Source organism: Alistipes sp. HGB5, from assembly GCF_000183485.2.
Classification (GTDB): domain Bacteria; phylum Bacteroidota; class Bacteroidia; order Bacteroidales; family Rikenellaceae; genus Alistipes; species Alistipes finegoldii.
Genome location: NZ_AENZ01000051.1, coordinates 25,241 through 43,059 on the forward strand (window position 1 = coordinate 25,241; position 17,819 = coordinate 43,059).

Genomic DNA, 17,819 nt, shown 5'->3' on the forward strand with positions numbered 1-17,819 from the left:
GTGCATCCGCGAGGCTGCTCTCTTTTTAGTTTACAGAAGCTCCCTGTCTTCGCCGTGTACGGCCGGACGGTCCGTGATGCGGGCCTGCCGACGGGTACAGAGCGGGATATGAAGTTAAACCAAATCGCACGATTATGTTAAAGATTGGTGTAGATGCCATGGGCGGCGATTTCGCTCCTGAGGCGGCGGTTCAGGGCGCCGTATTGGCACTTGAAGCGATCGGGCCGGACAGCCGCATCGTATTGTTCGGCGACGAAGCGAAAATCAAAGCCGTACTCGAAGCCGAGGGCTGCTCCGCGGAGCGCTTCGACATCGTTGCGACCACGGAGGTCATCGAGATGGGCGACCATCCCGCCAAGGCCTTTCAGGCCAAGGCCGATTCGAGCATTACGGTAGGCTTCGGCTATCTGGCCAAAGGCGCCATCGACGGTTTTGCCAGCGCCGGCAGTACGGGCGCCATGATGGTCGGCTCGATGTATGCGGTAAAACCGATCGAAGGGGTCATCCGGCCCACGATCTCGTCCATCGTTCCCACGATCGCGGGGCGTCCCGCGCTTCTGCTGGACGTGGGGCTGAACGTGGACTGCAAGCCCGAAGTGCTGGCGCAGTACGGACTGATCGGTTCGATCTACGCCGAAGCCGTGCTCGGAATCGGGAAACCCCGCGTCGCCGTACTCAACATCGGCGAGGAGGAGACCAAGGGCAACGCCCAGACCAAGGCGACCTACGAACTGCTGAAGGAGGACGGACGCATCAATTTCGTGGGCAATGTCGAAGGTTCGTACATCTTTACGGGCCAAGTCGCCGACGTGATCGTCTGCGACGGTTTCGTGGGCAATACGGTGCTGAAGATGGCCGAGGGGCTTTACCGCATCAACAAGAAGCTGGGCGGCGGCAATGCGTTCTGGGACGCGATGAATTACGAAAACGTGGGCGGCACGCCCGTGCTCGGCGTCAATGCGCCCGTAATCATCGGCCACGGCATCTCGTCGGCCCGCGCGATCAAAAGCATGATCCTTTCGACGGAGCAGTGCATCAAGGCGGACCTTACCGTCAAACTGCAGCATGCTTTCAAAAATTAATCACACAATTTAGGAGAGAAAGTTAATGGGTAAAATAACAGCAGCGATAACGGGTGTAGGTGAGTATCTGCCGGATTACATCCTTACGAATGAAGAGTTGAGCACCATGGTCGATACGTCCGACGAATGGATCATGTCGCATATCGGCGTCAAGACGCGCCATATCCTCAAGGGTGAGGGCGTAGGTTCCTCCTACATGGGCGCCCGCGCGGTCATCAACCTGTTGGACAAAGCCGGAGTGGATCCGATGGAGATCGATCTGGTGATCTGCGCTACGGTGACCCCCGATATGTTTTTCCCCTCGACGGGCAACCTGATCGCCGATCAGGCGGGATGCAAGAACGCCTTTGCATACGACGTTTCGGCGGCGTGCAGCGGCTTCCTTTTCGCCCTTACGACGGGTGCGAAATTCATCGAGTCGGGTTCGTGCAAGAAGGTCGTGGTCGTCGGCGCCGACAAGATGTCGTCGATCGTGGACTACACCGACCGTTCCACCTGTCCGATCTTCGGCGACGGCGCCGCCGCCGTACTGCTGGAACCCAATGAAGAGGGATACGGCGTTCTGGACGAGATTCTCCGTTCGGACGGTTCGGGCGAGTTGCAGCTCTACATGAAGGCGGGCGGTTCGCGCTATCCGGCTTCGGTCGAGACCGTGCAGAACAACTGGCATACGATCATGTGGGACGGACACGCCGTGTTCAAGGCCGCCGTTTCGAAGATGGCCGACGTGTCGGTCGAGATCATGGAGCGCAACGGACTTACCTCTGCGGATGTGCGTTATCTGGTGCCCCATCAGGCCAACCTGCGCATCATCGACGCCACGGCGCGCCGCATGGGACTCGAACATGAGAAGTGCATGATCAACATCGACCGCAACGGCAACACGACCGCCGCGACGATTCCTTCGTGTCTTTACGATTACGAGAAAGAGCTGCGCAAGGGCGACAACCTGATTCTGTCGGCTTTCGGCGGCGGTTATACGTGGGGCGCGATCTATGTGAAGTGGGCTTACGACGGTTCGAAAGCCTGCCAGATCGATTCTTCGGAGAAATAGTTTTCCGGTGCGGGCGGATGCCCGCCGAAGAAATAGACTACAGAGAGACGGAAACCAGTGATGGTTTCCGTCTCTTTTCTGCATATTCCGGGGCGCCTTGCGTTTCGGGGAACCGGGAATTTTCGTATATTTGGCTTTCGCGGAACATGTGCGGTTTCAGTTTCTTTTCGGATTCGCGCATTAGTTTTGCATCCGGAAAAAATGCGGTTATGAAAATTCTGATTGTCGAAGACGAACCCTCCCTGCGGGAGATCATGGTGCAGACCCTGCGCCGGGAACAGTATGTGGTCGAGCAGGCCGCCGATTATGCGTCGGCGCTCGACAAGATCGCCGGATACGATTACGACTGCATCCTGCTGGACATCATGCTGCCCGACGGGAGCGGCCTGCAACTGCTCGAAGAGCTGAAGCGGCAGCGCAGGCAGGCGGGAATCATCATCATTTCGGCCCGCGACTCGCTCGACGACAAGATCGAGGGCCTCGAACTGGGGGCCGACGACTACCTGCCCAAACCCTTCCACCTCGCGGAACTGAGCGCCCGTATCCGGAGCGTCGTGCGCCGCCACCAGCGCGGCGGTCAGGAGAGTCTCGATGCCGGAAACGTGCGGCTGTTTCCCGACAGCCGCCGGGTGGAAATCGCGGGCCGGGAGGTCGAACTGCTGCGCAAGGAGTACGATATACTCTATTATTTCATGAGCCGCCCGAACCATATGATCGACAAGACGACGCTGGCCGAAGCCGTGTGGGGCGACCACATCGACCAAGCCGACAATTTCGATTTCGTCTACGCCCAGATGAAAAACCTGCGCCGCCGGCTGCACGACGCGCAAGCGGACATCGAAATCCGCGCCGTTTACGGCTTCGGCTATAAACTCGTTACGCCATGAAACTCGTTTACCGCATCCTGCTCCATATGTCTTGGGCGCTCTCGCTGCTGCTGGCGGCGTGGGCGGTGCTTTTCTATTTCACGATGATCGACGAGATCAACGACGAAGTCGACGATTCGCTCGAAAACTATGCCGAGGTGCTTGTGAAACGCAATCTTGCGGGCCGTGAGCTTCCTGCGGCGTTTTCGGGCAGCAACAACGGCTATTTCCTGCACGACGTCTCGGCTGAATACGCCGCCGCACGGCCCCATATGGTTTACAGCGACGAGGAGATTTTCATTCCGGAGAAGGACGAGGAGGAGCCGGCGCGCGTGCTGCGGATGATCTTCCGCGACCGGGAGGGAAGCTATAAGGAGCTTACCGTGATGACGCCGACCATCGAGAAGGACGATTTGCAGGAGGCGATTCTCTGGTGGATCGTCTATCTGTATCTTTTCCTGCTGCTGACCATTCTGCTGATCAACATACTGGTGCTCCACCGCACCCTGCGGCCCCTGTATGCCCTGCTGAGGTGGCTCGACGGCTACAGGGTAGGCGGAAAGAACGCTCCGCTGGCCAACGATACGAAGATCGCCGAATTCCGGCGGCTGAACGAGGCGGCGATCCGCAATGCCGAGCGGGCCGAAGTGCTGTTCGACCGCCAGAAGCAGTTCATCGGCAATGCGTCGCACGAAATGCAGACGCCGCTGGCGGTTTGCCGCAACCGGCTGGAGATGCTCGTAGGCGACGGCTCGGCGTTGAGCGAGGAGCAGTTGGGCGAGATTATGAAGGTGCAGCGGACGCTCGATTATCTGGTGCGGCTCAACCGTTCGCTGTTGTTGCTGTCGAAGATCGAGAACGGCCAGTTCCCCGAAACGGAGCAGGTCGATTTCAATGCGCTGGTCAGGCGTACGGCCGAAGATATGTCCGAGATTTACGCCGGGCGGGGCATGCGCCTCTCCCTGCGCGAAGAGGGCCGGCTTGCGGCCCGCATGAATTCGTCGCTGGGGGCCAGTCTGGTCACGAACCTGCTGAAAAACGCCTATGTCCACGGAGATGCGGGCGGCGAAGTGACGGTGACCGTTTCCGGGGATCGTCTGAGCGTCTGCAACAGCGGTGCGGGCGGTGCGCTCGATGCGGACCATATCTTCGAACGCTTTTATCAGGGGGCCAAAAAGGAGGGTTCGACGGGGCTGGGCCTTTCGATCGTCGATGCCGTGTGCCGTCTTTACGGTTTGCGGACCGAATATGCGTATATAAATAGGTGCCACTGTTTCACGGTGCATTTTCCGAAATAAAATTCAAAAAAAAGCGTATCGGGGCGTTTATTTCAAATTCGTTTCAGCTTTAGGTCGCAACTTTGCATTGTAAACGATAAACAATGTTGAACCAAAATAGCAAAACGATTATGAAAAAGCTCATGATGATTCTCGCAGGCGCAGCCCTGCTCGCAACTTCCGCTCCCGCCTTCGCAGGCAACGACCGTCCGATCGCCGTCGGCGAACTTCCGGCCGTGTCGCAGGAGTTTATCAAAACCCACTTCGCAGGCGTCGAAGTCTCCTTCTCGAAGGTGGACGAGGAGCTTTTCGACAAGGATTACAAGGTCGTATTCGTAAACGGCGCCAAAGTCGAATTCGCCAAGAACGGCGAGTGGAAAGACGTCGAATGCAAATACGGCGAGGTGCCGGCGGCAATCGTTCCGCAGCAGATCCGCGATTATGTGACCAAGAATTACCCCAAAAACAAGATCGTCGCCATCGACCGCGACCGCCGCGATTACGAGGTGGAGCTGGACAACGGACTCGACCTGAAGTTCGACCTCAAGTTCCGTCTGATCGATATCGACAATTAGTGGACAGCCCTTTATGCGAGGTATTATGAAAAAGTTCGCAGTGTTGATGCTGGCCCTCGCGTCGCTGGGTGCGATGACGGGCTGCGATGACGACGACGATTCGGTGAAGGTTCCGGCCGCAGTGCAGGATACGTTCGGACGGATGTTCCCCGGTGCGGGACATGTCGAATGGGCGGGGAAGCAGGGCTATCTGGTCGCCGAATTCCGTGAAGGCGGAACCGACATGCAGGCGTGGTTCGACGCCGCGGGCAAATGGTACATGACCGAAGAGGACGTACCTTACGCCCTGCTGCCGCAGGCGGTGCGCACCGCTTTCGAAAGCGGCGAGTACGCCGCATGGCATGTGGACGACGCGGATAAGCTGACGCGCGAAGGATTGGAGACGGTCTATGTGCTCGAAGTCGAGCAGCGCGACGCTGAGTATGAGCTTGTCTATTCGGAAGACGGCGTGTTGCTGCGCGCCGTGCCCGATGCGGACGGTGACCGCGACCACGGGGATATGCTTCCGCAGGAGCTTCCGCAGGCTGTGAAGGATTTTATCGGACGGAAATATCCGGGCGCCCGCATCGTCGATGCGGAGCGTGAAAAAGGCGGACTCGAAGTCGAAATTATCGACGGCCGTACGCCGCGCGAGGTTTATTTCGGCGCCGGCGACGCTTGGCTCCGGACCAAAACCGAAGTGCGCAGGAGCGAGGTCCCCGCAGCGGTGATGCAGGCGTTTCAGACATCGCAGTACGCGGGCTGGGAGATCGACGACATAGACCATTACGACAGCCCCGAACGCCAGTGGTATCTCTTCGAACTGGAGGACCCGCAGTCGGACCGCGAAGCGGAACTGCGCATTCAGGCCGACGGCACGATTTTCTGACGGCATACCCCGGCAGGGACGGAATCTTCACGGCGAAGGTTCCGTCTTTTTTGTTATAACCGGGGACTATTGTGTTGTAAAATAATGTGATGGGATTTCCGCACAAATCGGCGAAAACTATTGTATATTTGTATCAGGAAAGAATAACACAAACTTAAAACAATACAGCTATGTTAAGCGAGAAATTACATGATGCTCTGAACGAGCAGATCAATGCCGAGCTTTGGTCGGCCTATCTCTATCTTTCGATGTCGATGGACGCCGAGGCCAAGGGGCTGAAGGGTGTCGCCAACTGGTTCTTCGTACAGTTTCAGGAGGAGCAGGACCACGCCCGCATCCTGATGAACTACATCAATTCGCGCGACGCCAAAGTCGAGCTGAAGCCGATCGCCGAAGTGCGCACCGAGTGGACTTCGCCGCTGGACATGTTCAAGGATACGCTGGAGCATGAGAAGGTGGTGACTTCGATGATCAACAACCTTGCGTCGATCGCCGCCGAAGACAAGGATTTCGCTTCGGCCAACATGCTCGTATGGTTCGTGGACGAGCAGGTCGAGGAGGAGGAGTCGGCCCGCGACATGATCACCGCATGCGAGGCCGTCGAAGGCAACAAGTTCGGGCTTTATACGCTCGACAAGGAGTTGGCCGCGCGCGTATACCAGCAGGCTTCGCCGCTGGCCGCGAACAACGCCTGACCGCATCACATGCCGTAGTATTGAGCAAGCCGCTCCGGGGAACCGGGGCGGCTATCGTTTTACCTTGTAGTCTATTCCCGCCTTGCGGGCCTGCGCGTGCTGGAACCGGCGGCGGATGCGGTACAGCCGGCCGTCTTTGACGAGCCGTGCGCCCGTCTGGTGGTAGCAGAAGGGGATATCCGCATCGAGACACTGCCGGCGGATCGAAAGCACCCAGTCGAAGTCGCACGGACGGGCGTCGTTGCCCGATTCGCCGCCCGCGGAGACCTCCTCGATCTCGGAGGTGAGGTATTGCGCGATGTCGAGCGGTCCGAGCAGCGGTGCGCAGACGATCAGCTTGTGGCGCAGGGGCGCTCCCAGCAACAGCGGAAGCCGGCGGTCGGCCGCCGCCTGATTCTCGACTGTGCAGCCCACGATCAGATTCTCGTAGCCGTCGCCCCAGTCGGGCGGCAGGACCTGCATCAGGCGGTCTATGCGTTTGGTGATGAAGAAGAAGCGCAGGTCGCTGCGCGTGCGGATCATCTCCCACGCCTCGGCGCGCCATGCGTCGGCCTCTTCGACCAGAAAATCCGACGTGAAGCAGGTGTAGACCATCTCTCCGGCAGGAACCTTGAACCGTCCGTCGCGGCTCCGGCGCACGGGCAGGTTGAACGCCGAGGTTTTACGCACCTCGCTGCTGTCCTTGTCGTGCCGTTCGTCCTGCCGGTATACGTAGCAGTGGCGGCAGCCTTCGCTGATCTTGCGGCATCCGTGCCACGGGTTCCATCCGACCGACATGATCCGTTATCTCAGCTCCATGCGCAGGCGCACCATGTGGCGGCACTCTACGCCGTTTTCGAAAATCGGAGCGGGGTAGTGCTTCCGGAAGTAGTCTTCGTCGATGCCGCAGCGGACGAAACCGCACCGTTCGTACAGGGCGATCTGTCCCGCGCCGATGTCTCCCGTGCCGATTTCGAGCAGTCGGAACCCCGCATCGCGGGCCGTTCGTACGGCATGCTGCAATAACGCCGTGGCGATGCCGCGGCGCTGGTATTCGGGCGCGACGGCGATGTTGACCACTTCGGCCGTGAAGGGCCGCGTATGCAGCAATACGTACTGGCCGAGGATCTGTCCGCCCCGGCATGCGGCATAGGTCGTGCCGCGGCCGGCATAGTCGGCCACGGACTCTTCCGATTCGTCGGCCAGCAACAGCAGGCTGCGGTCCGGAGTGTCGGTTTTTACGATTTCGAATTCCATGCGTTGAGGATTTAGAGAAGCGATGCGGCACCTTGGAAAGTCGCCAGCACGACGATATAACGCAGTGTCTTGCCGGCGAGCATCGAGCCGCCCGTGAGCCAGACGTTGCTGCGCATCAGGCCGAGTACGATGGCGATGGCTTCGCCGATGGTGGGCAGGAACGAGAAGAAGGCCATCATCGCCCCGCGCCCTGCGAGAAACCGGCGGGCCTTGTCCAGCTGTTTCTCCTTTACGCCCAGCCGCGTGATCCATTCGCTCTTGCCGAGCGTGCCGATCCAGTAACAGCTCATGCCGCCCAGTGTATTGCCCGATGCCGCGGAGACGACGCACAGCACGGGGTCCAGCCCCATATGCACCAGTACGAGCATCACGGCCTCGGAGCTGAACGGCACGACGCTCCCGGCGATCAGCGCCGAGAAGAAAAGGCCCCAGTAGCCCCAGTCGATCAGAAATTGCGTGAGTGTCTCCATGTGTCGTGTCCGGTTTTGTGCAAGAGTAGTCCGCCTGCGGGACAAAGATAGTTTTTTTGCCCGAAAGGGGTTGCACGTGCCGGATGAAAAGCGCTAATTTTGTCTGAAACGAATTCTCACCGCTTATGTTGAAAACCGGACTTTGTATCGTATTGTTCGCCTTGGCCGCCGGGTGCGCGCCGAAGCAGAAACCCTTTACCGACTATGTGAATCCCCTGCTGGGAACCGCGACGCTCTGGGACAGCGTCGATCTGGGCTTCAAGCCCACCAAACGTACGTGGGGAGCCGAGGTCTTCCCCGGTTCGTCGCTCCCTAACGCCATGGTGCAGGTCAGCCCCGTCACCAAATTCCACAGCGGGGCGGGCTACCAGTATGAGGATAGCGTGATTTACGGCTTCACCCACACCAACAAGGGGCATTGGAACCTCTGCCATATTCCGCTGCTGCCCGTCACGGGCACGCCGCTTCCCGGAGACTACTGTTCGCCCTACAGCCATGCGCGCGAATCGGCCGCTCCGGGTTACTACCGGGTTTTTCTCGACCGCTACGGCGTCGATGCCGAGCTGACCTCGACGCTGCGTTGCGCGTTTCATAAATACACCTATCCCGCCGGGGCGCAGGCGGCTCTGCTGGCCGACCTGCAGCGTTCGAATGAACATGTTCGCGCATGGGATATCCGTAAGGAGGGCGACAACGCCTTCGCCGGATGGCAGCAGACGGGCGAGAAGATGTATTTCTATGCCGTGGCCGACCGTCCCGTGACCGGGATCGAGCCGGTTGCGGAGGGAGACCGTGAAATCCGCATCGTCCGCTTCGGCGACGGTGACGGTCCGGTCGAACTGCGGATCGGGTTCTCGTTCGTGAGCGAGGAGAACGCCCGGAAGAATCTCGAAGCCGAGATGCTCGGCAGGAGTTTCGCCGACGTGCGCTCCGAAGCGACCGCTGTATGGAACGATCTGCTGGGGCGGATCCGTGTCGAAGGAGGTACGGAGCGCGAAAAAGGATTGTTCTATTCGAGCCTTTACCGCTCGTTCCTCTGGCCCGCGCTGCGCAGCGACGTGAACGGCGAGTTTACCGATGCGGACGGCGAGGTCGTCAATACCGGGTTCCGTTATTACACCGGGCCTTCGTATTGGGACGATTACCGCAACAAGCTGATTCTGCTCGGCCTGCTGGCTCCCGATGTCGCGGCCGACGTCATCAGCTCGGACACCGACCGGGGTGAAAAACGGGGCGGATTCATGCCGACCTTCTTCCACGGCGACCACGCTTCGGCGTTCGTGGCCGGAGTGTACCTGCGCGGCATCCGCGGTTTCGACGTGCGGCGCGCCTACGAGCTGGTCCTGCGCAACGCCACCGTGCAGGGGCCGAGCCGCCCGTGGCTCGACGAGTATGTCGCCCGCGGCTATATCCCCGAAATGGATGTCGAGAATCCCGTGACGCAGACCGTATGCAAAGCCGCGGTTACGAAAACGCTCGAATACGCCTACGACGACTATGCCGTGGCGCTGCTGGCCGATGCGCTGGGAGATGGGGCGAACCGGGATATGCTGATGAAGCGCACGTCCAATTACAAGAACCTCTTCGATCCCTCGACGGGCCTGATGCGCGGACGGCTCGATGACGGCTCGTGGATCACGCCCTTCGACGACCAGTATCCCTATTACGAATACATGTACCGCGAAGCCAACGCTTGGCAGCAGGCGTTCTTCGCGCCGCACGACACCGAGGGGCTGATCGGTCTCTATCCCAGCCGCGAGGCGTTCGGGGCGCAGTTGGACAAGCTCTTCTCGATTCCGTGGAAGGGCTACGAGGTGGACAACCTTTCGGGTTTTATCGGGCAGTACTGCCACGGCAACCAGCCCGACCACAGTTTCCCCTACCTGTATTACTTCATCGGCCGTCAGGAGCGTTCGCAGGAGTTGCTCGACCACATTCTGGACCGGTTCTACGGCATGGGACCCGAAGGACTGGCGTTGTCGGGCATGGACGACGCCGGCGAGATGTCGTCGTGGTATGTCTTCAACGCCATCGGGCTTTACACCTATTCCCCGGCCGATCCCGAATATATCGTCACCGTGCCGCTGTTCGACAAGGTCGCAGTGTCGCTGGGCGACGGTTCCCGCTGGTCGATCCGCCGCGAGGGAACGGGCCGCCGGATTACGGGCATCACGTGCGGCGGAAATCCGGTCGGTGGTTGGTTCGTGTCCCACGATGCGCTGGGCAAAGGCGAGCTGGTGATTGCGACCTCGGAAAAATAGACGGTTGCGGACGCCCTGCGGATGATACGACGCGCGGGTATGCTCAGTAACCGGCCGGGATTGTCCGGACGACAGCGGCGGCGGAATCGGTTTCCGCCGCCGTTTTTTGTGCCGGAAACGCTCGATGCGGTTCGTCCGTTCGGGGCATGCGGACCGGAATCCGGACCGGGGACGGTCGCGGAAAGCGAAGGCCGGGGCGTTTGTGCTCCGGCCTTCGCGCGTTCCGGCGTTCCGCGCGGCGTTACTCCTCGGCCCAGCTGCGGATGACCTGACTCTGTACGTTTACGCCGTATGCGGCCGCCTTGGCGAGGATACGCCGGGCCAGAGCCGCCTTTTTGTTGTCGGGCGCATAGCGGAAGTAGGCTTCGGCGGCCCGTACGTGCTCGGCGTCCACGAGCGGGAATTCGCGCGTTTCGGGAATTCCGAATGCTGAGTCGGGTAGTTCGTGCCGCTCTTCGGCGGTAAGCCGGTCCGCGGTCTTGTGTTTTGTCGCTGTCGTCATTGCTTTCCCTTGTTTGGTGATCCGTTTCGGGAAGATGCAATTTTTCGGCCAGCGCGTCCGCTTGTCTTCTGAATTGCGGCCGGACTATCCGATTAGGGTGGCGACGATGCGGCGGCCCGAAGCGCGGTTGCGGAATTCGCAGAGGTAGATGCCCTGCCATGTGCCGAGGTTGAGCCGGCCCTGTGTGACGGGTATTGTCAGCTCGACGCCCGTGAGCGTCGATTTGGCATGCGCCGGCATGTCGTCGTCGCCTTCGAGCGTGTGGACGTAGTAGGATTCGCGCTCGCGGACCAGCCGGTCGAAGATGGCCGAGAGGTCCGTGCGAACGTCGGGATCGGCGTTTTCGTTGATCGAAAGACCTGCGGAGGTGTGTTTGATGAAGAGATGCACCAGCCCGGCGTCGGGCAGCGGCGGCAGGTTGGCCGTGATTTCGTCCGTGACGAGGTGAAACCCGCGGGTGCGGGGGCGTAGTGTGAATTCGGTCTGCTGGATCATGGCGATGTTGTAAATTGCTGCGGTAAAGATACGAAAAATCGGAGCATGCTCCCTTTGCCGTTGCGCGGTCCGGGGCATATCGCATGCGGATGTCCGAAATTGTGTGGCGGAGTGTTGGAAATTCCGGCATTTATTGTGATATTAGAGCATAAATTTCCAAGATTATGTATACAATACTGAGATTTCTGTTTTCGGACAAACCCTATACCGCCGGCAATTCGTGGCTGCTGCTCGCGGTCCGCATTATTTTCGGAGGATTGCTGATGTCGCACGGCATCGCCAAGTGGCAGAACTTCGATGCGCTTTCCGCCGCGTTTCCCGATCCGCTGGGTGTCGGCGGCGGTGTTTCGCTCGCGCTGGCGATCTTCGGCGAAGTCGTCTGTTCTGCCGGGTTTATCGCGGGGTTGTTCTACCGGCTGGCTCTCATCCCGATGATTTTCACGATGTGCGTGGCTTTCTTCGCCGTACACGGCGGCGATCCGTTCGCGGCGCGCGAACTGGCGCTGGCCTATCTGTCGGTTTACGTGCTGATGTACGTCGCAGGTCCCGGTCTCTATGCGGCCGATACGCTGATCGCTCGGCGTCTTCCGAAGCCGCGGCGGTAGTCGCGCCGCACCCTTATCCGGATTCCGCCCCGATACCCTCTCTTCCGGAAGAGGCGATGGACGTGTGGCGCATTTTCGCAGGCAGAATGCCTAGGGCGCATCAGGCCAATTCCTTGTCCGCTCGATAAAGCAGCGGGACCGGCATCTTCTGATCGGATGTCGGTCCCGGTTTGTTTTTGGCTATTTGCCGATGCAGAACTTCGAGAATATGGTTTTGAGGACCTCTTCCGGGACGATGTCCTGCCCGGTGACGCCGCTCAGATGGCGGATGACCTGACGGATCTCTTCGCTCAGCAGGTCGGTCGGAAGGTTGTCGCGCAGACCGTCGAGGGCGGCGCTCAGGGCTTCGGACGCCGACGTCAGGGCTTCGTAATGGCGGCTGTTGGAGATGACCGTGCCGCCGTGGTAGAGCGCTTCCGTATCGACCGCGTCGCGCAGGATCCGGCGCAGGTCGTCGATGCCGTCGCCGTTGCGTGCCGAGATGCCGACGGCGCCTTCGGGAAGTGCGAGACCGGGTGTTTTGTCGATTTTGTTGTATACCGTCAGCAGCGTTTGGTCGGGACGGAGCGGAAAGTCCGGGCTTTGGGTGTCGGCGGCCGAATCGGCGCTCGGAACCGCAGGGGCGGATTTCCGGCCCGTTTGTCCGGATGAAGGGCTTCCGCCGGATACGGGTACGGCGGGCTGCGATGCGTCGATCAGGCGGATGATGATCTGCGCCCGTTCGATGCTTGACATGGTGCGGGCGATTCCCATTTGTTCGAGGGTGTCGTTCGTGCTGCGGATGCCGGCCGTGTCGAGGAACCGGAAAACGATCCCGTCGATGTTGGCGCGCTCTTCGATGATGTCGCGCGTCGTGCCGGCGATGTCCGAGACCATGGCCCGTTCTTCGTTGAGCAGGCGGTTGAGCAAGGTGCTTTTTCCGACGTTTGGCGCTCCGACGATGGCTACGGCGACTCCCTCCTTGATGGCGTTGCCGAGCGAAAACGAGCTACGCAGGGCGTCGATCCGCTCCTTGATCTGCCGCATGGTGTCACGCAGCTGGGTGCGGTCGGCGAATTCGACCTCCTCTTCCGAGAAGTCGAGTTCGAGTTCCAGCAGCGAGGTGAGGTGCAGCAGTTTTTCGCGCAGGGTGTCGAACGCTGCGGAATAACCCCCGCGCATCTGGTTGGCGGCGAGCGCGTGCGACGCCCGCGAGGACGAGGCGATGATGTCGGCCACGGCTTCGGCCTGCGAGAGGTCGAGTTTGCCCGCAAGATAGGCCCGGATGGTGAATTCGCCCGGTTGGGCCATGCGTGCGCCGGCGGCGGTCAGCAGGCGCAGCGTTTCGGTGACGATGTACTGCGAACCGTGGCACGAGATTTCGGCGGCGTCTTCGCCCGTATAGGAACGGGGCGCCCGGAATACCGTGACCAGCACGTCGTCGAGCGTTCGCCCGTCGGCCATGATATGGCCGTAATGAACCGTATAGCCCCCGGCATCGGCCAGCGGCGCGCTTCCCCGGAAAATGCGGTCGCAGATCGTCAGCGCGTTGCCGCCGCTTACGCGGATGACGGCGAGCGCCCCTCCTGCGGCGGTGGCCGGAGCTGCAATGGTATCGTGGTCGCAGATCATCTTACCTTCCTTCGATGCGGAGCCGTTGTCCGATGCGGAGTTTGTGGGCGCTCTTGATGTTGTTCCAGCGCATGAGCTGCGCCGTGGTCACCCGGTAGCGGCGGGCGATGGCGCCCAGCGTGTCGCCCTTCTTGACGGTATAGACTGTTCCGGAACGTTCCTGACGCTTTTTGTCGAGGTTCGCCGGGTTGATGTATTCCTTGAGGTACAGCGAGTCTTTGGCCAGAATAGCAGGCTCGTTGGCGACGTACTGCGTCAGGCTGCGCTGCGGAAGCACCAGCGTATAGGGTTTGGTCGTGGCCGGGATGATGTCGAGTTTGTACTGCGGGTTGAGCTGGCGCAGGGTTTCGATCGGCACGTCGATTGTCGAGGCGATCTGCTGGAGGTGCATGATCCGGTCGATGCGGACGGTGTCGGTGGCCAGCGGAATCGGGGCTTCGGTGAGTTCGATGCCGTGCTGGCGGTGGTAGGCGTAGGCATACGACGCACCGATGAAGGCGGGGACGTAGCCGCGCGTTTCGCGGGGCAGGTAGTCGTAGATGTCCCAGAAGGTGCGGCTCTTCTCGCCTGCGCGGGCCAGCGCCTTATTGACGTTGCCCGGACCGCAGTTGTAGGCGGCGATGGCCAGCGACCAGTCTTTGTAGATGGCGTAAAGGTCTTTGAGGTAACGGCAGGCGGCCTGCGTCGAACGGACCGGGTCGCGGCGTTCGTCGACCAGCGAATTGACCTCAAGTCCGTAGCTTTTGCCCGTCGAGGGCATGAACTGCCACAGTCCTACGGCGCCCATGGGCGATACGGCCGTGACGGAGAGCGCCGATTCGATGATCGGCAGGGCCCGCAGCTCGATGGGAAGCCCCTCTTTGAGCAGCTCGTCCTCGATCAGCGGGAAATAGTACTGCGACATGCCCAGAATCCGGCTGATCGTGCCGTAGCGGGAGTCGGTGTAACGGTTGATGTAGCCCCGGACGATGCTGTTGTAGGGGAGCTGGATGGGCGATGCGAGGTCGCGCAGACGCCGGGTATAGACCGAGTCGGGAACAGCGCCGGTCTGTGTGCTGTCCACCAGAATATAGTTGTCGAAGAACTCCCTGAACGAGTCGCAGCACTGCCTTTCGCGCCATACGGCGACCAGCGAATCGGCCTGCGCGGCCGTCAGTCCCAGCGTCATGTCGTTATCCGGGAGCGGTGCGGGTGCCGGCGCGGCAGGTTCGGTTTTGCGCTCGGTGTGTGCGGGCTTTGCGGCCGGAGGAGCGGGGGCCGGTGCGGGTTCGGCGACGGCTTCGGTCCGGGCTTTTTTCTTCTCTTTCTTGCGGGGTTTGCGGTCGAGGCCCGATGCGGGCGCAGCGACGGCCATCAGCAGCACTATGGTCAGGAGGATTCTCATCGGTTAGAATTTGAAACTCAGGTTGAACCCGAATACCGCACGGTTGCCGCCGGCGGAGGGAACGTATGTATAATCGACCAGCGGTTCGAGATTCATCGACAGGTCGTCGGAGACGTCGTAGTCTTTCAGGTGGGCGTCCACATGGGCGTCCACGATCTGAAGGACGTACAGTCCGGCCGAGATGATGATGCAGAGGTCGCGGTTGCGGCGGTAGTTGTTGCGCAGGTTGCGGATGAAGTCCGCCGAGTAGCGGCCGTGGAATTCGTCGGTCGGGCCGTCGGGGTAGGCGTCCGGATTCTTTTCGTAGTCGCTCAGCAGCCGGTATGCCTTTTTGAAACGCTGGTAGCCGCGGTTGTTCCAGTCGATACAGTAGATCATCGCGGCGAAACCGCCCACGACGAAGGGGACTTTCCAATAGCTTTTGTTGTAAATCTGTCCCGCGCCGGGGAAGATGCAGGCCAGCGTGGTGGCTTTCTTGACGTCCGATACCTCGTTGGTCGAGTAGTTCACGGCGGCGTCGCCGATGAAGTAGATGTACGAGGCCACCGTAAGGCCCAGATAGACCTGCCGGCGGGTGTTGCTGCGGATCATCCTGCTTTGCAGCGCGTCCAGTTCGGGCGTGCGCGAGAGGTTTTTGTTCGTGTAGGCTTCGTATTCGCGCTTGAGGGGCTTGTAGGTCTTGTTTTCGTGGAGATAGAGGGCCAGACCCGCGCCCAAGGTGCCGTAGAGAACGGGCAGTTTCCAGTATTGTTTGTTGTAAATCTGTCCGTAACCGGGCAGTACGGTCGAGATCCAGCACACTTTCGAGAGCGACATCGAATCGCTCATCAGCCAGCCGCGTTTATGCTTGGTGGTGTCCGATTCGATCTTTATGCCGGCCATTTTGAGCCGGTAGAGCGAGTCGGCTTTGCTTATGTCGTCGGTGCGCAGCTCCGCGACGGCGGCCGAGTCGGCCGCGAAGAGTCCCGTCATCAGCGAATCCAGTTCGCGGACCAGCGAGAGGTCGGCCAGCGAGTCGGTTTTCGAGGCGAGCGAATCCCGCTGCACGAGCATGCCCCCGCGCACGATGGTGCGCGCCCCGCGGTGGAGCTGCGCTTGGGCGGGAAGCCACAACGTGAGTGCCGCGAGTATCGGCAGCAGGTGTCTGAACCGGATTCTTACCATATTTTATTTGAGGCGGCCGGAGAACCGTTCGATGAATTGTTCGATGTCCTTGTCGTCGTCGAAGCCGATGACGATCCGTCCGCCGCCGTTTTTCGAGCGTTTGATGCTGATTTCCTGCGAGAAGAACTTTTCGAGCTGTTCCACCAGCCGCGAATAGCTTTCGGGATACTCTTCGTCCTCCATGTTTTGTGCCGCTTCGGCGGGCTGCTCGGTGAGCGTGCGCACCAGCTCCTCGGCCTGACGGACCGAAAGGCTCTTCTTGAGTATCTTCTTCAGCGTGCGAAGCTGCAGCTCCTGCGGGGCGCCGGCGATGGCCTTGGCGTGTCCCATCGAAATCAGCCCCTCCTTGAGGGCCAGCTGCACCTCGTCGGGCAGTTTCAAGAGACGCATGTAGTTCGAGACGGTCGAACGTTTCTTGCCGACCTTTTCGGAGAGCGCGTCCTGCGTGAGGTTGCACTCCTCGATCAGACGCTGCATGCCCAGCGCGATTTCGATCGCGTTGAGGTCCTGCCGCTGGATATTCTCCACGAGGGCCATGGCGTGCAGGTTTTCGTCGTCCACCTCGCGGACATAGGCCGGAAGGCTCTTCAGGTCGGCGCGCTGCGCCGCCCGCCAGCGGCGTTCGCCGCTGATGATGATATATTTGCCGTCGCCCGATTTCTTGACCGTAATGGGCTGGATGATGCCCAGCTGGCGGATCGAGTCGGCCAGCTCGTCGAGGGCCTCTTCGTCGAATTGCGTACGCGGCTGCGTGGGGTTGGGAATGATTTCCGCAATGTCGATTTCGGTCATCTGGCTCATCGGCTTGAGCTTGGCGTCTACGGCGTCGGTGCCGAATATGGCGTCGAGTCCGCGCCCTAATCCCTTCGGTTGTTTCATAGCTGCGTTCTGTTATTTGCTTCGTTTACGGTTGCGTTTGAGGAACTCCCGCGCCAAGGTGAGGTAGTTCTCCGAACCCACGGCCCCGGCATCGTACAGCATGACGGGCTTTCCGTGCGAGGGGGCTTCTCCCAAACGGATATTGCGCTGAATTATTGTGTCGTAGGCCAGCTGACCGAAATGTTCGCGCACCTCGTTCACGACTTGGTTGTTGAGCCTGTTGCGCATATACATCGTCAGCAGGAAGCCCTCGATGTCCAGTGCGGGGTTCAGGCCGCTTTTGACCTTGCGGATGGTGTTGAGCAGTTTCGAAAGCCCTTCGAGGGCGAGGTACTCGCACTGCACGGGAATAAGCACCGTGTCGGCGGCCGTGAGGATATTGACGGTCGTATAGCCCAGCGAGGGGGAGCAGTCGATGAAGATGTAGTCGAAGCGGTCGCGGACGGAGTCTACGATGCGTTTCATCACGTGGTGCGCATCCTCCATTTTCGGCAGTTCGGTGTCGGCGGCCACCAGATCGATCGACGAGGGCAGCACCCATAGATTCTTCACGTCGGGGCTTTGGAGGAGCACCTCTTCGGGCTTTTTGAGTCCTGCGATACATTCGTAGACGCCCTCCAGATTGATGTCGAAGCCCAAGCCGGAGGTGGCGTTGGCCTGCGGATCGGCGTCGAGCAGCAGCACCTTCTTGCCCAGCAGGGCCAGCGAGGCCGCCAAGTTGATGGCCGTCGTGGTCTTGCCCACGCCGCCTTTCTGATTCGCTAATGCGATAACCTTTGCCATGTTTCGATCGGG

19 protein-coding genes are annotated in these 17,819 nt (G+C 60.3%); 9 read left to right on the forward strand and 10 right to left on the reverse strand.

Annotation, left to right across the window (positions count from 1 at the left end; genetic code table 11):
* Positions 1–134: 134 nt before the first annotated feature.
* The 7 genes from plsX (at position 135) to HMPREF9720_RS08120 (ending at position 6,417) form a co-directional block, all read left to right on the forward strand.
* Positions 135–1,082, forward strand: a complete 948-nt coding sequence (gene plsX, locus HMPREF9720_RS08090; RefSeq protein WP_009597879.1) for a phosphate acyltransferase PlsX — start codon at positions 135–137, stop codon at positions 1,080–1,082.
* 25 nt (positions 1,083–1,107) lie between these two features.
* On the forward strand, positions 1,108–2,136 hold the full coding sequence (locus HMPREF9720_RS08095) for a beta-ketoacyl-ACP synthase III (RefSeq protein ID WP_009597846.1): 1,029 nt from the start codon (positions 1,108–1,110) through the stop codon (positions 2,134–2,136).
* A gap of 209 nt (positions 2,137–2,345) precedes the next feature.
* A complete protein-coding gene (locus HMPREF9720_RS08100; protein WP_009597895.1) occupies positions 2,346–3,023 on the forward strand; it encodes a response regulator transcription factor in 678 nt (225 codons plus the stop codon).
* Positions 3,020–4,300 carry a type IX secretion system histidine kinase PorY gene (locus HMPREF9720_RS08105; protein ID WP_009597788.1) on the forward strand — a complete coding sequence of 427 codons (1,281 nt, stop codon included), beginning with the start codon at positions 3,020–3,022 and terminating at the stop codon, positions 4,298–4,300. The genes HMPREF9720_RS08100 and HMPREF9720_RS08105 overlap by 4 nt, the downstream gene beginning before the upstream one ends.
* A gap of 110 nt (positions 4,301–4,410) precedes the next feature.
* Complete coding sequence (locus tag HMPREF9720_RS08110) at positions 4,411–4,854, forward strand: PepSY-like domain-containing protein (protein ID WP_039940255.1); 444 nt, start codon at positions 4,411–4,413, stop codon at positions 4,852–4,854.
* Positions 4,855–4,879: 25 nt separating this feature from the next.
* A complete protein-coding gene (locus tag HMPREF9720_RS08115) occupies positions 4,880–5,722 on the forward strand; it encodes a PepSY-like domain-containing protein (protein WP_039940230.1) in 843 nt (280 codons plus the stop codon).
* 170 nt (positions 5,723–5,892) lie between these two features.
* The gene (locus HMPREF9720_RS08120; protein WP_009597833.1) at positions 5,893–6,417 is read left to right on the forward strand and encodes a ferritin; all 525 of its coding nucleotides are present in this window, start codon (positions 5,893–5,895) and stop codon (positions 6,415–6,417) included.
* A gap of 51 nt (positions 6,418–6,468) precedes the next feature.
* On the opposite strand, the gene HMPREF9720_RS08125 is transcribed toward HMPREF9720_RS08120, so the two are convergent.
* The 3 genes from HMPREF9720_RS08125 to HMPREF9720_RS08135 are packed head-to-tail and all read right to left on the reverse strand — an operon-like array spanning position 6,469 to position 8,123.
* Positions 6,469–7,194: a DUF5131 family protein gene (locus tag HMPREF9720_RS08125; protein WP_009597737.1), complete on the reverse strand. Its 726-nt coding sequence runs from the start codon at positions 7,192–7,194 to the stop codon at positions 6,469–6,471.
* Positions 7,195–7,200: 6 nt separating this feature from the next.
* Positions 7,201–7,653, reverse strand: a complete 453-nt coding sequence (locus HMPREF9720_RS08130; protein WP_009597819.1) for a GNAT family N-acetyltransferase — start codon at positions 7,651–7,653, stop codon at positions 7,201–7,203.
* Between the two features lie 11 nt (positions 7,654–7,664).
* Positions 7,665–8,123, reverse strand: a complete 459-nt coding sequence (locus HMPREF9720_RS08135) for a YqaA family protein (protein WP_009597736.1) — start codon at positions 8,121–8,123, stop codon at positions 7,665–7,667.
* 125 nt (positions 8,124–8,248) lie between these two features.
* Between HMPREF9720_RS08135 and HMPREF9720_RS08140 the strand changes: the two genes are divergently transcribed.
* On the forward strand, positions 8,249–10,384 hold the full coding sequence (locus tag HMPREF9720_RS08140) for a GH92 family glycosyl hydrolase (protein WP_009597884.1): 2,136 nt from the start codon (positions 8,249–8,251) through the stop codon (positions 10,382–10,384).
* Between the two features lie 241 nt (positions 10,385–10,625).
* On the opposite strand, the gene HMPREF9720_RS08145 is transcribed toward HMPREF9720_RS08140, so the two are convergent.
* Positions 10,626–10,886, reverse strand: coding sequence for a DUF6582 domain-containing protein (locus tag HMPREF9720_RS08145; RefSeq protein WP_009597790.1), 261 nt, complete (start codon positions 10,884–10,886; stop codon positions 10,626–10,628).
* A gap of 84 nt (positions 10,887–10,970) precedes the next feature.
* Positions 10,971–11,381 (reverse strand): secondary thiamine-phosphate synthase enzyme YjbQ, encoded by a 411-nt coding sequence (locus HMPREF9720_RS08150; RefSeq protein ID WP_009597874.1) that lies wholly within the window; start codon positions 11,379–11,381, stop codon positions 10,971–10,973.
* A 164-nt stretch (positions 11,382–11,545) separates the two neighbouring features.
* On the opposite strand from HMPREF9720_RS08150, the gene HMPREF9720_RS08155 reads away from it, so the two are divergent.
* Complete coding sequence (locus tag HMPREF9720_RS08155) at positions 11,546–11,986, forward strand: DoxX family protein (RefSeq protein ID WP_009597814.1); 441 nt, start codon at positions 11,546–11,548, stop codon at positions 11,984–11,986.
* A gap of 180 nt (positions 11,987–12,166) precedes the next feature.
* On the opposite strand, the gene mnmE is transcribed toward HMPREF9720_RS08155, so the two are convergent.
* From mnmE to HMPREF9720_RS08180, 5 genes are read right to left on the reverse strand one after another with little or no spacing between them, the layout of a single operon-like run.
* On the reverse strand, positions 12,167–13,597 hold the full coding sequence (mnmE, locus tag HMPREF9720_RS08160) for a tRNA uridine-5-carboxymethylaminomethyl(34) synthesis GTPase MnmE (protein ID WP_009597764.1): 1,431 nt from the start codon (positions 13,595–13,597) through the stop codon (positions 12,167–12,169).
* A gap of 1 nt (position 13,598) precedes the next feature.
* On the reverse strand, positions 13,599–14,981 hold the full coding sequence (locus HMPREF9720_RS08165; RefSeq protein ID WP_009597751.1) for a lytic transglycosylase domain-containing protein: 1,383 nt from the start codon (positions 14,979–14,981) through the stop codon (positions 13,599–13,601).
* Between the two features lie 3 nt (positions 14,982–14,984).
* Positions 14,985–16,145: a DUF5683 domain-containing protein gene (locus HMPREF9720_RS08170; protein WP_009597816.1), complete on the reverse strand. Its 1,161-nt coding sequence runs from the start codon at positions 16,143–16,145 to the stop codon at positions 14,985–14,987.
* Positions 16,146–16,148: 3 nt separating this feature from the next.
* Positions 16,149–17,024, reverse strand: coding sequence for a ParB/RepB/Spo0J family partition protein (locus tag HMPREF9720_RS08175; RefSeq protein WP_009597738.1), 876 nt, complete (start codon positions 17,022–17,024; stop codon positions 16,149–16,151).
* Between the two features lie 12 nt (positions 17,025–17,036).
* Positions 17,037–17,807, reverse strand: a complete 771-nt coding sequence (locus HMPREF9720_RS08180; protein WP_014774660.1) for a ParA family protein — start codon at positions 17,805–17,807, stop codon at positions 17,037–17,039.
* Positions 17,808–17,819 lie beyond the last annotated feature (12 nt).

Bases quoted from the DNA above. Each gene is read 5' to 3' on its own strand.
- mnmE (WP_009597764.1), bottom strand. From the start codon at position 13,597: ATGATCTGCGACCACGATACCATTGCAGCTCCGGCCACCGCCGCAGGA.
- HMPREF9720_RS08150 (WP_009597874.1), bottom strand. From the start codon at position 11,381: ATGATCCAGCAGACCGAATTCACACTACGCCCCCGCACCCGCGGGTTT.
- HMPREF9720_RS08105 (WP_009597788.1), top strand. From the start codon at position 3,020: ATGAAACTCGTTTACCGCATCCTGCTCCATATGTCTTGGGCGCTCTCG.
- HMPREF9720_RS08120 (WP_009597833.1), top strand. From the start codon at position 5,893: ATGTTAAGCGAGAAATTACATGATGCTCTGAACGAGCAGATCAATGCC.
- HMPREF9720_RS08135 (WP_009597736.1), bottom strand. From the start codon at position 8,123: ATGGAGACACTCACGCAATTTCTGATCGACTGGGGCTACTGGGGCCTT.
- HMPREF9720_RS08165 (WP_009597751.1), bottom strand. From the start codon at position 14,981: ATGAGAATCCTCCTGACCATAGTGCTGCTGATGGCCGTCGCTGCGCCC.
- HMPREF9720_RS08115 (WP_039940230.1), top strand. From the start codon at position 4,880: ATGAAAAAGTTCGCAGTGTTGATGCTGGCCCTCGCGTCGCTGGGTGCG.
- HMPREF9720_RS08175 (WP_009597738.1), bottom strand. From the start codon at position 17,024: ATGAAACAACCGAAGGGATTAGGGCGCGGACTCGACGCCATATTCGGC.
- HMPREF9720_RS08110 (WP_039940255.1), top strand. From the start codon at position 4,411: ATGAAAAAGCTCATGATGATTCTCGCAGGCGCAGCCCTGCTCGCAACT.
- HMPREF9720_RS08170 (WP_009597816.1), bottom strand. From the start codon at position 16,145: ATGGTAAGAATCCGGTTCAGACACCTGCTGCCGATACTCGCGGCACTC.
- HMPREF9720_RS08145 (WP_009597790.1), bottom strand. From the start codon at position 10,886: ATGACGACAGCGACAAAACACAAGACCGCGGACCGGCTTACCGCCGAA.
- HMPREF9720_RS08130 (WP_009597819.1), bottom strand. From the start codon at position 7,653: ATGGAATTCGAAATCGTAAAAACCGACACTCCGGACCGCAGCCTGCTG.
- plsX (WP_009597879.1), top strand. From the start codon at position 135: ATGTTAAAGATTGGTGTAGATGCCATGGGCGGCGATTTCGCTCCTGAG.
- HMPREF9720_RS08125 (WP_009597737.1), bottom strand. From the start codon at position 7,194: ATGTCGGTCGGATGGAACCCGTGGCACGGATGCCGCAAGATCAGCGAA.
- HMPREF9720_RS08180 (WP_014774660.1), bottom strand. From the start codon at position 17,807: ATGGCAAAGGTTATCGCATTAGCGAATCAGAAAGGCGGCGTGGGCAAG.
- HMPREF9720_RS08095 (WP_009597846.1), top strand. From the start codon at position 1,108: ATGGGTAAAATAACAGCAGCGATAACGGGTGTAGGTGAGTATCTGCCG.
- HMPREF9720_RS08100 (WP_009597895.1), top strand. From the start codon at position 2,346: ATGAAAATTCTGATTGTCGAAGACGAACCCTCCCTGCGGGAGATCATG.
- HMPREF9720_RS08140 (WP_009597884.1), top strand. From the start codon at position 8,249: ATGTTGAAAACCGGACTTTGTATCGTATTGTTCGCCTTGGCCGCCGGG.
- HMPREF9720_RS08155 (WP_009597814.1), top strand. From the start codon at position 11,546: ATGTATACAATACTGAGATTTCTGTTTTCGGACAAACCCTATACCGCC.